Below are 12,487 nucleotides of genomic sequence, written 5' to 3' on the forward strand. Positions count from 1 at the left end.
GCGCAACGAAGTTCGTTGCACGGCTCATTTTATTGTTGTTAAAACAAGGGCTTCCCTTCCCATTCATCCTCGGGAGGAAGGTTGAGAATCTTGACCACCGTCGGCGCGATATCCATGATGCTGATATTTTTTAATGCTCCGCCTGCGGCAAACTCATCGCCGACCGCAAACATCGGAATGGTCATGTCCTCCGGCATCTCGGTGCCGTGGCTGCGCTCATGCCCGCCGTGATCAGCAGTTATGATAACGGCATATTCGTCTGACAGCACATTGACGACACGCTCAATACAATCCCAGCTTTGATTGACCGCACGCATATATTCGTCGGTCATCCAACCGAAGTCGTGCCCCGCCTCGTCGGTGAAGCCCAAATACAAAAACGCAAAATCGGGTGTGTATTTTTTCATATATTCCACCGCATCGTCGGTGATGCAGAGATTGGCTTTTTCATAAGACATGATATGGCCCGAATAAAAACAGGTATGGGCCAATGCGTCGGGCCGCCCGAGATCGCGCAGTTCCTCCCAGTCGAAAAACATCGCACTGATCTTTTTATGTGTACGCAGCACATCGAATATGCCCTTTACAGGGCGGACCTGCGGCACATACTGGTTGGTTGTGACCCCGTGTCTTTGCGGCGTCACGCTGTGAAACAACGACATATGGCACGGCAGCGTGACCGACGGCATGACCGTTCTCGCCTCTGCGGTATAACTTCCGCGCTTTTGCAGTTCCTTGATAAACGGATGCGGGCATTTCGCGACCGCGTCCGGGCGCATTCCGTCGACCAAAATCAATAATACTTTTTTACCCATTTTAAAGATTCCTTTCAGCAGAACTCTGACTTTACCGGTTTCGGTTACTTTCAACCGAAAACACAAGTTCCATATAGGTTATTATTTTACTGCCTCTTTTCTCCGCCGTCAAGCCGTAAATAGTAATTGACGCGCTGAACTTCCCGCATTCTGCGTTCCGACATCTTTCAGTCTCCCACGTCCTGTATAACCACATCTGTAATCTGATTTCGATGTATGACGTTGTAAAGATACCTGCACCCGATTTTATCGCGGGTACACAGAAAATATTTTTCCGAAACATGCTCGAGCATAATTCGGCGCAGATGCGACTCCTCCATCGAGGAATCATTCAGCATGCCCTCTTCGGTCATTCCACGGCAGGAAAAAAACATCGCGTCGGCGTTGAACCGCCGGATCACATCTTCCGCATCGCTTCCGACAAGCGCCATCGAATCGTCAAGCAAAAGGCCGCCCGTACAAATCGTGCGTATTTTCTGTTTGCCGAGTTCCAATGCCGTTTTCGGTCCGTTGGTGATCACCGTCAGATCTTTGAAGCGTGAAAGCAGCGGAACAAGCCGCAAAACTGTGGAGGACGCGTCGAGAAACAGCACCTCACCGTCTCTGATAAATCGGACGGCTTTTGCCGCGATAGCCTGTTTTTCCCTGCCGCTGACATTTTCACGCAGCATCAGCGGCACCTCGCGGGTCAGTATGTCGACCGGCACCGCGCCGCCGAAGGTTCTGCGGACTTTTCCTCGTTCGTCCAGCGCACGCAGATCCCGTCTGACCGTCGATTCGCTGACATGCAGCAATTCTGCGATCCGGTGAACGGTCATACTACCCCGTTCCTGCAAGAGTTTCTGTATTTCTTCCTGACGTTCGATATCATACATATACGTTACGCTCATTTCTGATTATTTATGATTATATATTATCATATTCACTTTTGTTTATCAACCTTTTCGCTCATTATTGATTGATTCATCTATAAAAACTATAATTTTTCTGTAATCATTGAAAGGAGTTGATTCTGTGATTGCAGCCGTTCTTCACGGCATCGGCGATCTTCGGATTGAAGATGTGCCCAAACCCGTCCCCGCAGACGACGAAGTTCTCGTCCGCATCGAATACTGCGGGATCTGCGGTAGCGACATTCCGCGCATTTTCAAGAAGGGAACCTATCGTTTCCCCACGATTCCGGGCCATGAATTCGCCGGAACCGTGGAATACGACCCGACGGGAAAACTGACCGGCACACGGGTTACCATCTTTCCCCTGCTGCCCTGTTTCTCATGTCCTTCCTGCAAAGCGGAGGAATATGCCGCCTGCTCGAATTACGATTATTACGGTTCGCGCCGCGACGGCGGATTCGCCCAATACCTCGCGGTCAAACGATGGAATCTCGTTCCGCTCCCGAAACATGTCAGCACCAAAGTCGGCGCGATGTGCGAGCCCGTCGCCGTAGCCCGCCATGCCGCGCTTCATGCCGGAATTTTCAGCGGCAGCTGCGTTCTCATCACCGGCGCAGGGCCGATCGGAATTCTGGCCGGTTTATGGGCGAAATCCTTCGGTGCACAACAGGTCTTTTACGACGATATCGATCCGAAAAAAATCGAATTTGCGAAAGCATTGGGATTTGACACTTATGTAAACGGCGTACATATTGATACCGCGCTTGAGGGCACGGGCTATTCCGACGCGCTGATTCGGGTCCTCACCGCCGTCAAGCCGTTCGGACGCGTGGTCCTGCTCGGCAATCCGTCTCGCGAAGTTACGCTGCCGCAGGACGCCTATTGGCATATCATGCGCAAGGAACTCACGGTATGCGGAACATGGAATTCCTCCTTCGGTACGAAAAAGAACGACTGGGTCGACAGTCTGCAGGCACTTGACAGCGGCATCATCCCCGCCGAAAAGCTGATCACACATGTTTATCCCCTTGCCGATATTGCAAAGGCGCTTGAGTTGATTACCGGCAAAAAAGAGTTCTACGGAAAAGTTTTGCTTGACTGCGAGGTTTGAGATGAACAAGGAAATTTCGCTCTCCATGATGTGTGCGGATCCCCTCCGTCTGGAAGAAGCACTGAACGCTTTTAAAAGCGCTCATGCCGACTATCTGCATGTGGATATCATGGACGGACGCTTTGTCCCCAATATCACGCTTGGAACGGATTACTGCCGTATTTTAAAAAAATCCTCCGATATCCCGCTTGATATTCACCTGATGATCGAGGAACCGGAAAACCGTCTGGACTGGTTTAACTTCGGCCCCGGCGACCTTGTTTCCGTCCATGTTGAAAGCACAAAACATCTCCAGCGCGTGCTGCATGCGATCCGGTCTCGCGGTGCAAAACCAATCGCGGCCCTGAATCCCGCCACGCCGCTGCAGCCGTTGAATTACGTCCTCGACGATATCGACGGCGTGCTTGTCATGTGCGTCAATCCCGGCTATTCGGGACAGGAATTGATTCCCGCCACCGTTCAAAAAATCAAAGATACACGAAATCTGCTGGACGCCTCGGGACACCCCGATATCCGAATCGAAGTGGACGGAAACGTCAGCCTTAAAAACGCACAGCTGATGTCAAAAGCCGGTGCGGATATTTTCGTGGCCGGCACTTCCTCGGTCTTTCAGCCTGAAAAATTCACCCTCTCGGAGGGGATCTCCCTGCTTCGCAAAGCCATTGCATCGTAAAAAAGGGGTATCGGTAAAGAAAATGTCCGAGTAATTCACGCTCTACACGAAAACAGCCGCCCTTTCGGACGGCTGTCATTATTTTTGCAATTATTCAGCAGTGTTTTCTTTTCTGCCGAAAATCACGAACATCAGAATTCCGACGGCACATGCAACCGCGACGGTCGGGGCAAAGTCGGCAGCGCTGCCCGTATCCATGGAAGGTACATTCAACGGAACTTCGCCGTCGGAAATGCTTACGGTACTGCCCGTTGAAGCGGAGGATTGAGCAATTGAAACCGTTGAAAGAACACTTGATTCTGCCGAAGACACCGGTTCAGATGAGCTGATGGATTCAACGGAAATTTCGGGTTCGGACGAAATGGTCGGCTCGGAAGAAAGCACCGGAATCGACCGATACGAACGGGAATAGGTAAATTCCGAGGATGCAGGCGGCTCGGAGGAAACAGCCGGTTCAGAAGAGACAATGGGTTCAGAAGAGACAATGGGTTCAGAAGAAACAGCGGGCTCGGAGGAAGTTGTTTTTTCCTGCCAGGAGGCATAAACGACATATCTGCCGTATGTATCCATAACCAAACCGCTCTGTCCGATGGTCACCGTGGTCACGATATCATCGGAATTGTTCCTGCCGCCGGTCAAGCTCCAACCCAGAAACTCATATTCTGTACCTCCGTCAACTCTGACGGGGATCGACGCTGTGTCCAGCGTGACTTCACTGCCGAGTGAGAGATTTTCTGCCTTCGCCGGCATTGTGGAATGATCCACGCCGTTGCCGTTTGTCAGATAGAGAAGATCATATTGTTGGGACGGTTCGGAGGAAACCGTGGGGTCGGAGGACACAATCGGTTCAGATGAGACAGTCGGCTGAGAAGAAACGGTCGGCTCCGAATAAGTTGCTTTCACACTCCATGCGGCATAAACGACATATCTGCCGTAGGTATCCATAATCAAGTTGCTCTGTCCGATGGTTACCGAAGTGACAATGTTGGAGGCGTTATGATTGCCGCCCGTCAGACTCCAGCCGAGAAAAGTATACTCGGTTCCGTTATAAGTGCGTGTGGGCGCTGCGGAAGTATCTAAAGCGACGACGTCGCCGATTTTCAGATTTTTCACCTTTGCCGGCATCGTGGCACCGTCAACACCGCTGCCATTTGTCAAATAGAGCAGATCATAGGTTTTAGACGGATCAGGGGTCGGATCCGCGGCAACTGCGGACATTGTCATAGAAGCGAACGACATCATCATGAGTACCGAAAGAAGAACAACTGCGATTTTGGGAAACGTTTTCATTTATCATTTACCTCTTTTTGTTTTTAAAAACACGCCCGTTTCAGACGTCATGTCATATTATACCATTTAACGGTTACATTAAAGTTACATTTTTAATTGTAAAAGCGCTTTTAAGGCTTTTTATATCACTTATATGCATTTATGCAACCTTGTTTCTGCAGATTTGCTTTCTTGACAAGCACACATGAATTCTATATAATGGAAATATCTGAAAAAGGCAAGGGGGAACATCATCATGAAAAAAATTCTTATTTTCATAACAGCGCTTGTAATGATCTTAACGGCATTCTCCGGCTGTACGCAAAAAACGCAATCTTCAATTCCCGGCACATCCATTACACCGCAATCCCAAGTCTCGGTTGTGAGCGAGGTCTCATCAACGCCTGAATCCGTCGCCAGCGAGCCGGCGGAAACCTCCTCGGTTCCGGTTTCATCCGAACCCGCCTCCGCTGCAACATCGTCCGCACAGACCTCTTCAGAAACCTCTTCGGCGGTATCTTCACAGCCCGCAACGACAACCGGTTCTACCGATCTGTTCACTTATGAAATCACCGATTCCGTTATTACAATCACAAAATACAAAGGTGCTTTGACCGACGTCATCGTGCCCGCTGTAATCGATTCCAAGACCGTCGGCGCCATCGGCGCGAGTGCGTTTGCCGGAACCGGCGTGGTCTCGGTATCAATTGAAAGCGGCATCGCCTCCGTGGGGGAAAAAGCATTCTCGAACTGCACCGCGCTTGAATTCATCTCCGTTCCCGCTTCCGTAACTTCCATTGCCGCTGATGCTTTTGAGGGCAGCGCCAACGCCCGCATCGCCGCGCCGAGCGGTTCTGCGGGAGCTAATCTTGCCGCAACTTTAAGCATCGCAGCCACTTATCCCTATGAGATTGACAACGGCATCTATCAGTTTGAGGTCTATGACAGCTACGCCGTCATTTTGGCCTGTAAATCGACAGAAGCCGAAATTACCGTACCGACTACACTCTATGGCAAAACCGTGACCGTAATCAATTCCGAGGCCTTTAAAAATCTGACCTCGCTGACCAAAGTCACACTCCCCGAGAATCTCACCGCGCTTTTGAGCCATGCTTTTATCGGCTGCACCGCGCTCCAGACAGTGGTATTCCCGGCCGGTGTGATCACCATCGGCGAAGATGCTTTCGACAACTGCCCGAATGTTAAAATCGAGGCACCGGCAGATTCATATGCCGAAGAATATTCGCTGCGTTATCTCCCGGCGACCTTTGTGCGCAACGCCTCTGCCGACGGCTTTAACTATGCCGTTTATACCAATCAGGTAAAAATCACCGCTTATATCGGCACCGCGACCGCTGTCACCGTTCCGACCCGCCTTGAAAATCTGCCCGTAACCGCCATTGAAACCAAGGCGTTTATCAATAATATGAACGTCACTTCAATCGCCATGTCCGATAAAATCTATGCCATCGGCAGCGAGGCCTTCAGCGGATGCACGGCGCTGACCTCAATTCACCTATCCAATGCGCTTTGTGAAATCCCCGACAAGCTGTTCTATAACTGCACGTCTTTGGCGACCGTGAATATCCCCTCCAAACTCACAGATATCGGTGACTCCGCGTTCTACCGCTGTGCAATCACCTCCGTCGCACTGCCGTCCACGGTCAAGACCATCGGTGATTCTGCGTTTTATGAATGCTCTAAGCTCACCACCGTTTCAATCAGTGAGGGGCTGATCAATATCGGCAATTATGCGTTCAGTTCTTGCTCCGTGTTAACCTCAATTATCTTGCCCCGCTCCCTGCAGTATCTGGGGACCAACGCCTTTTCCGGATGCACGGTCATTCACATTTACGCTTATACCGGCAGCGCCGCCGCGTCGATGCTGACCGCCATGTCCATCCCGTTTACGGCACTGGCATAACCCAAAAGTATCCAATTAAAAACCAAGCCGAAGGGAAATCCTCTTCGGCTTGGTTTTTTATACCGGATGATGGGATAAAGGGTATTATTCAATGATGGGTTCCTCTTCGGCAGAAGTATTCAGCCCTGACTCCCGGGCAATTTTACGCTGCATATAGGGGTTTACTTTCTGCAAAACGCCGTCTTTGCGAAAATATGTACCGGTGCTTGCAAAAGAAAACGGGATGCCGGCGGTTTTGCACTGCTCACTCAAACCGGCAACCCAATTAAAATCGCACTCGCGGGCGTTGATACCGGCTTCTCCGCTTGCGTTGACACTTTCGACCCCGTGCAGATAAGCGCTTAAATTTAATTCCTCCAACAATGGAGAGCAGACGATAAACCGATGCCGGATGGGGTATGAAATATAGAGCGGCAAGCGAATGTCGGCGGTTCGCTGGTTTTCGACCGTACAGCCGATTCGAACATTTTCATATCCGTCGCCCCAGTCTCCGGGCAGCGAGACCGTGAATCGTTCAATGCGTTTGGTCAAAAACAAAAAGGTCAAATCAGGGCGCTGTTTGATGATGTTCCACGCTTCTGCGCGCCATTCGTCCGCTTCGGGCAAAAAGAAATCCGTTGTAAAACAGGTATAGACATTTTTGCCGCTTTCGATTTTCTGCTTTGTGATCTTTTTACGCGGCATATAGACGGTTTCAATCGGTTTATAAAAGTCGTCTGTTTTAACAATTGTATTTTGCCCGTATCGTTTGGAATGCAGCCCGTAATAATAACAGTACTTGCAGCCCTCACTGGCCGGATAACATCCTGTCCACGGTTCCCATGCCATCGTTTATTCCTTTCTGTCACTGTGGCTTTGTTGTTTTGCCTTTAACCTGTAATCATAAAATACTTGACCATTGCAAATGCCTCGCGTATCCAATAAGACTGCTGTAAAATATACGGGCTCTTCGAACAATAGGGCGTGCTGACAAGGTCGGCATTCGTGGCATACAACGAACTGCGGTATTGATGAAAGCGATCCGTGACAACCACCACATTGTTTCCGATTCCGGCTTCCTCTAAAATTTTCGCGCTGAAAAGGAGGTTTTCGTGGCTGTCGGTCGACTTGTCCTCCTCGAAAATCCGTTCGGGTATGATCCCTTTTTCGACGAGGTATTGTTTCATCACATCGGCTTCGGTCCGGTCGCTGCCGCTGTCTTCGCCGCCGCTGACCACACAGACGACATCCGGGTGTTCGGTTAAAAAGTCATAAGCCGCATCGAGCCGATATTGCAACATCAGTTTGGGCCGGTCGCCCTCAATGCCCCCGCCCATAACGATTACCGCATCGGGATTCGCGGATACGGGAACATAGGAACCGACAGCGACGACTGCAATCATTACAACCAGATAGGCCGCTCCGGTACAGAACACCGACCAGAATATTATTTTTATCGGCTTGTAGGCTTTTTTCAGCAGTTTTTTCGCAGCCGGCGCAAGAACCGGAAGCAGAATAAAGAAGATCCCGATAAGCGTCGGAAACCAGACGCCGATGTTGATCAACCCGTATACAAAATACGGCAGCAGTGAAAACAGGGTCCATAAAATGCCGAAGGATATTGAAAGTCTCTTTGAAGTTTTTTTCATGGGAACGTCCTTGCGTAAATTATTAATAACAGTTTAACACATTCCCGCTGCGTTGCCAAGTCGTCAGCCGCGTGGTATACTGAATGCAAACTTTTTCGGAGGAAGACCATGAACGGCGTGATTGAAAAATTCTGCGCACAGACAGCGGAAAAACGAATGGAAAACCCGCTCAAAATCGCATTTTTAGGCGACAGCGTAACCGAGGGTTGTTTTGAGACGCGGGAAGAAAACGGGCAGTTTAAAAATATCAAGGATCCGGAAAACGTCTATCACGCACAGCTGAAACGCATGCTTGAGACCGTGTTTCCGAAATGTCCTTTCGCATTTATCAATGCGGGGATCGGCGGGGACAACACCGCCGGAGGTCTTTCACGGGTACAAAAAGACGTGATTGATCATAAACCCGACATCGCGGTGGTCTGTTACGGGCTCAACGATGTGCACGGCGGAATGGTGGCATTGGACAGTTATAAAAAAACGTTACTGCTGTTATTGGAGCGTTTGAAATCCGCCGGCATTAAAACGATTTTTATGACGCCGAACATGATGTGCGTCTCGATTTGGCCGGAGTTTCCTGCAGGCGAGATGTGTCCGAAAGCGGCAGCCGCCTGCTGCCGTTTGCAAACCGAGGGCGTGATGGATTTATATATGAACAGCGCAAAACAGATCTGCCGAGAAAACGACATTGAAGTCTGCGATTGTTATACTGATTGGAAAAAACTCTATGAAAACGGCGCGGATATCACTTCCCTGCTTGCCAATCACATCAATCATCCCACAAGGGAACTGCATACGCTTTTTGCCGCACGATTGTTTGAAACGCTGGTTTTATAAACCGTTTATTCTTTGCTGAAAGCGACAAAATCGTGTTTTCGAACACGCTCTTCAGGGGGCGGCGGCGTCATATAGTCACCGTAGGTGTTACGCAAAAGCCGATCATATCCGACCATGGCTTTGAACGTTTTGCCCTCGAATTCCATATCGACACACTCGGCTATGTCCGTGAGCAATGCGCGTTCTCTTCCCCCGTAACAGGCCGTCAGTAATCCGATGTGACCGGTGCTTTCACATGGGTATTTCATCCGTAGACGGTCTACAAAACGAATCGCCGCACCCTGTGGCAAAAGCATTCTCACCGTATTCACACAACGCCAAGGCAGGGTTGGTTCGCACCAGTTTTTTCGGTAATGGGACATATGAAATATCCAAAAAACCAACGCTCTTTTTTCGGTGCGCTGAACGTGCCGCTCCGTTTTTGCGCTGTCAGCCGGTAAACCGTCTATGGGGAACACGTCGATGTTGACGCCCATTTCAATTTTCCACTGTTTCGGATAACTGAGCCATATTGTATCGTTATCGCAAATTTTCGTGTATAAATAAGGATGGGGCGGAGCGCTTTTTGTTTTCTTTTTATAAGGAGATTCGACGGCATATCTTCCCATCCCGGAGTTTGTGAGCCGGATAAATTTCATATAATCCTGTCGGGGCATAATTACGTCGATATCGTCATCCCAGGGAATAAACCCGCGATGTCTTGCGGCACCGATCATTGTACCGAAACCGAGCGAATAGCGTAGATCGTTTTCACGGCAGAACAGATCGAATGCCGTTAGAATTTCCAATTCAATTTTCCGAATTTCGTCCAGCGTCAGTTCCCGTAAAATGAAAGTCCCTCCCGGATCGGTTAAATTCCATAAAATGCATGGTAGAATTATATAATGATTTGCCGGTTTTGTCAATGGTTTACATTTGATTTAAATTGTTTTCTATCAATCATTTCAATAAGCTATTGTGTTTTTTCGATGAATATTACCACCATCCGCTTTTTGAAACGCAGGCGAATTAAACAAATCAACTGCGTGACGAAATCACTTTTTCGGCACGGTTTTCTTGCCTTTTAGGGTTTACATCCGAATGGCGTCGTGGTACAATGTACCATGGGTTTGGATGGGATGAAATCCGGCCCGAATGATAACGCGGAGGTTATAATCATGCGGGAAAATAAGGCGGTCGTCGAACAAAAATGCGAACAGATCATCGACACCCTGATCGCAATCGGCACCGAAGGCACAAACATCTTGCTCAACATGAACATCTGGGACTGGTCTCAGGGCGTCGGTCTTTACGGTATCTATAAATATTATAAATACAGCGGCAAGAAAAAGTATCTCGACTATCTGATCGAGTGGTTTGACTCCAAAATGCCCGACGAAGACAAGATCATGAAAAACGTCAACACCATGGCGCCGCTTTCGACCATGGCGCACCTTTATGAGGAGACGGGCAACGAAAAATACCGCGACTTCTGCATCCGCTGGGCCGAATGGGTTCTGCACGAGATGCCCCGCACCGATGAGGGCGGCCTTCAGCATCTGACGATTGATTCGTTGAACACCCAGCAGCTCTGGGCCGACACGGTCTTCATGACCGCGCTTTCAATGGCGAAAATCGGTCAGATCACCGGCAATCAGGCCTACAAAGACGAAGCGATAAAACAGTTTTTAATTCACATCAAATATCTCCAAGACCCCGAAACCGGGCTGTTATTCCACGGCTGGACTTTCGACGGGCATCACAACTTCGGCAAGGCGCTCTGGTGCCGCGGCAACTGCTGGTTCACGGCGGCTTCGATCGATATGACCGAATACATCGACATCCCCGAACCGGACAAGACCGCAATTTTTAACGGCTACCGCAAACAGTGCGCGGCGCTGAAAAAATATCAGGACGCATCCGGTTTGTTCCACACGCTGGTCGACGACCCGACCGCGTATTTGGAGAGTTCCGGTTCCGCCGGATTCATCTACGGCCTGCAAAAAGGCGTGGCCTCCGGTGTGCTCGACGACAGTTATAAAGCTGTCTGCGAAAAAGGCATTGACGGGCTTTGGAAAGAAATCGGCCCCGACGGCATCGTTTTGAACGCCTCCTACGGCACGGTCGTCCACATGACCAAGGACTATTACAAACAGATCCGCCTGACTTCCACCGGCTACGGCCAGTCGCTGACGTTGCTGGCACTGACGGAATACCTCTGCAGGCAGAAATAACAAAATCATGTTTTGGACAAGACAGCAATATATTGACCTGATGACCTTCAAAGGCGCGCCCCGCCCCATGTTCGTCGAGATTTTCGGGAAACTGATCGGGCTCGATGAGGAATGGGCTGCGCAGGGTGCCACCGAGGCCGAGCGCGATCTATCCGCTTTCAATTTCGACTGGGTGGAACGCATACCAGCCGGTGCCAACTGCGGTCTGATGGACCCGTTTGAGGAAAAAGTGCTTGAAAAAGGCGACGGATATGTCATTTCGCAGGATTATATGGGCCGTACCGTCAAGCTCTGTACCGCCACCGCGACCATCCCCCTGCCCGTCTCATATCCGGTCACCGATTTTGAGAGTTGGGAAAAAATCAAGCCGAAATTTCAATTCGACGAAAAACGGATCGACATGGAAGCCGTGAATGCGGCAGCCAAAGCACGTGAACACGACGCGCTGACGCACCTTGAAATCCCGGGCGGATTTGATATGCCTCGCGAACTGATGGGCGAAGAGAATCTTTGCATCGCCTATTACGACGACCCGGATCTAATTCGGGATATGCTCGACACGTTCGCCGACACCTCGCTGAAAGTGTTTGAACGGCTCGAAGGGAAACTCGCCGTCGACAATTTATACGTCCATGAGGACATGGCCGGAAAAAGCGGCCCGCTGATCGGTCCTTCGCTGTTTAACGAATTCGTTAAACCGTATTACAGCAAGCTTTGGGATGCGGCAAAAGCCCTCGGCGCTACGATTTTTTCTCAGGACAGCGACGGCAATATGAATCCCCTGCTTGAAAACATCGCCGAGAGCGGCGTTAACGTCTGTTTTCCGATGGAACCGGGCTCCGGGATGGACATCGTCAAAAGCCGGAAGCAACTCGGAAACCGCCTTGCCTACAAGGCCGGCATCGACAAGTACACTTTGAGCGGAACCAAAGAGTACATCCGCCGCGAGGTCGAATATAAAGTCGGCTCGTTAAAAAATGACCTCGGAATTGTCTTCGGACTCGACCACCGCATCCCGAACGGTGTTCCGATTGAAAATTACCGATATTACGTCTCTCTTGTCAAAGAAATCTTAAATATTCCCGCGAATGAAGCGGGAAAATGGACCCGGATGGGGTTCTAAACCA

The 12,487-nt window shown here is 50.1% G+C and carries 12 protein-coding genes; 6 read left to right on the forward strand and 6 right to left on the reverse strand.

Features of this window, described 5'->3' with window-relative positions:
• Positions 1-38: 38 nt before the first annotated feature.
• On the reverse strand, positions 39-815 hold the full coding sequence (locus PK629_03615) for an alkaline phosphatase family protein (GenBank protein HOP10560.1): 777 nt from the start codon (positions 813-815) through the stop codon (positions 39-41).
• Between the two features lie 167 nt (positions 816-982).
• Complete coding sequence (locus tag PK629_03620; GenBank protein ID HOP10561.1) at positions 983-1,690, reverse strand: DeoR/GlpR family DNA-binding transcription regulator; 708 nt, start codon at positions 1,688-1,690, stop codon at positions 983-985.
• A gap of 139 nt (positions 1,691-1,829) precedes the next feature.
• Here PK629_03620 and PK629_03625 point away from each other — a divergent pair, with 139 nt between their 5' ends.
• Positions 1,830-2,819 carry a galactitol-1-phosphate 5-dehydrogenase gene (locus PK629_03625; GenBank protein ID HOP10562.1) on the forward strand — a complete coding sequence of 330 codons (990 nt, stop codon included), beginning with the start codon at positions 1,830-1,832 and terminating at the stop codon, positions 2,817-2,819.
• A 1-nt stretch (position 2,820) separates the two neighbouring features.
• Positions 2,821-3,492: a ribulose-phosphate 3-epimerase gene (rpe, locus tag PK629_03630; GenBank protein HOP10563.1), complete on the forward strand. Its 672-nt coding sequence runs from the start codon at positions 2,821-2,823 to the stop codon at positions 3,490-3,492.
• Between the two features lie 90 nt (positions 3,493-3,582).
• On the opposite strand, the gene PK629_03635 is transcribed toward rpe, so the two are convergent.
• The gene (locus PK629_03635) at positions 3,583-4,782 is read right to left on the reverse strand and encodes a hypothetical protein (GenBank protein ID HOP10564.1); all 1,200 of its coding nucleotides are present in this window, start codon (positions 4,780-4,782) and stop codon (positions 3,583-3,585) included.
• A gap of 235 nt (positions 4,783-5,017) precedes the next feature.
• On the opposite strand from PK629_03635, the gene PK629_03640 reads away from it, so the two are divergent.
• Positions 5,018-6,685 (forward strand): leucine-rich repeat protein, encoded by a 1,668-nt coding sequence (locus PK629_03640; protein ID HOP10565.1) that lies wholly within the window; start codon positions 5,018-5,020, stop codon positions 6,683-6,685.
• An 84-nt stretch (positions 6,686-6,769) separates the two neighbouring features.
• On the opposite strand, the gene PK629_03645 is transcribed toward PK629_03640, so the two are convergent.
• Both PK629_03645 and PK629_03650 read right to left on the reverse strand, forming a co-directional pair.
• Complete coding sequence (locus PK629_03645; protein ID HOP10566.1) at positions 6,770-7,513, reverse strand: DUF5131 family protein; 744 nt, start codon at positions 7,511-7,513, stop codon at positions 6,770-6,772.
• A 41-nt stretch (positions 7,514-7,554) separates the two neighbouring features.
• Positions 7,555-8,313: a YdcF family protein gene (locus PK629_03650; protein ID HOP10567.1), complete on the reverse strand. Its 759-nt coding sequence runs from the start codon at positions 8,311-8,313 to the stop codon at positions 7,555-7,557.
• Positions 8,314-8,421: 108 nt separating this feature from the next.
• Between PK629_03650 and PK629_03655 the strand changes: the two genes are divergently transcribed.
• On the forward strand, positions 8,422-9,147 hold the full coding sequence (locus tag PK629_03655; protein ID HOP10568.1) for a GDSL-type esterase/lipase family protein: 726 nt from the start codon (positions 8,422-8,424) through the stop codon (positions 9,145-9,147).
• 5 nt (positions 9,148-9,152) lie between these two features.
• Here the strand turns inward: PK629_03655 and PK629_03660 are convergent, their stop codons facing one another.
• Positions 9,153-10,052, reverse strand: a complete 900-nt coding sequence (locus PK629_03660; GenBank protein HOP10569.1) for a LicD family protein — start codon at positions 10,050-10,052, stop codon at positions 9,153-9,155.
• Between the two features lie 252 nt (positions 10,053-10,304).
• Here PK629_03660 and PK629_03665 point away from each other — a divergent pair, with 252 nt between their 5' ends.
• Positions 10,305-11,360 carry a glycoside hydrolase family 88 protein gene (locus PK629_03665; GenBank protein HOP10570.1) on the forward strand — a complete coding sequence of 352 codons (1,056 nt, stop codon included), beginning with the start codon at positions 10,305-10,307 and terminating at the stop codon, positions 11,358-11,360.
• Positions 11,361-11,367: 7 nt separating this feature from the next.
• Positions 11,368-12,483, forward strand: a complete 1,116-nt coding sequence (locus PK629_03670; GenBank protein ID HOP10571.1) for a uroporphyrinogen decarboxylase family protein — start codon at positions 11,368-11,370, stop codon at positions 12,481-12,483.
• The last annotated feature ends 4 nt before the right edge of the window (positions 12,484-12,487 follow it).

The sequence above is a fragment of the Oscillospiraceae bacterium genome, assembly GCA_035380125.1.
Taxonomy (GTDB): domain Bacteria; phylum Bacillota; class Clostridia; order Oscillospirales; family JAKOTC01; genus DAOPZJ01.

Coding starts and splice junctions, on each gene's coding strand:
- PK629_03645 (HOP10566.1), bottom strand. CDS start 7,513: ATGGCATGGGAACCGTGGACAGGATGTTATCCGGCCAGTGAGGGCTGC.
- PK629_03620 (HOP10561.1), bottom strand. CDS start 1,690: ATGTATGATATCGAACGTCAGGAAGAAATACAGAAACTCTTGCAGGAA.
- PK629_03670 (HOP10571.1), top strand. CDS start 11,368: ATGTTTTGGACAAGACAGCAATATATTGACCTGATGACCTTCAAAGGC.
- PK629_03640 (HOP10565.1), top strand. CDS start 5,018: ATGAAAAAAATTCTTATTTTCATAACAGCGCTTGTAATGATCTTAACG.
- PK629_03650 (HOP10567.1), bottom strand. CDS start 8,313: ATGAAAAAAACTTCAAAGAGACTTTCAATATCCTTCGGCATTTTATGG.
- rpe (HOP10563.1), top strand. CDS start 2,821: ATGAACAAGGAAATTTCGCTCTCCATGATGTGTGCGGATCCCCTCCGT.
- PK629_03655 (HOP10568.1), top strand. CDS start 8,422: ATGAACGGCGTGATTGAAAAATTCTGCGCACAGACAGCGGAAAAACGA.
- PK629_03635 (HOP10564.1), bottom strand. CDS start 4,782: ATGAAAACGTTTCCCAAAATCGCAGTTGTTCTTCTTTCGGTACTCATG.
- PK629_03665 (HOP10570.1), top strand. CDS start 10,305: ATGCGGGAAAATAAGGCGGTCGTCGAACAAAAATGCGAACAGATCATC.
- PK629_03615 (HOP10560.1), bottom strand. CDS start 815: ATGGGTAAAAAAGTATTATTGATTTTGGTCGACGGAATGCGCCCGGAC.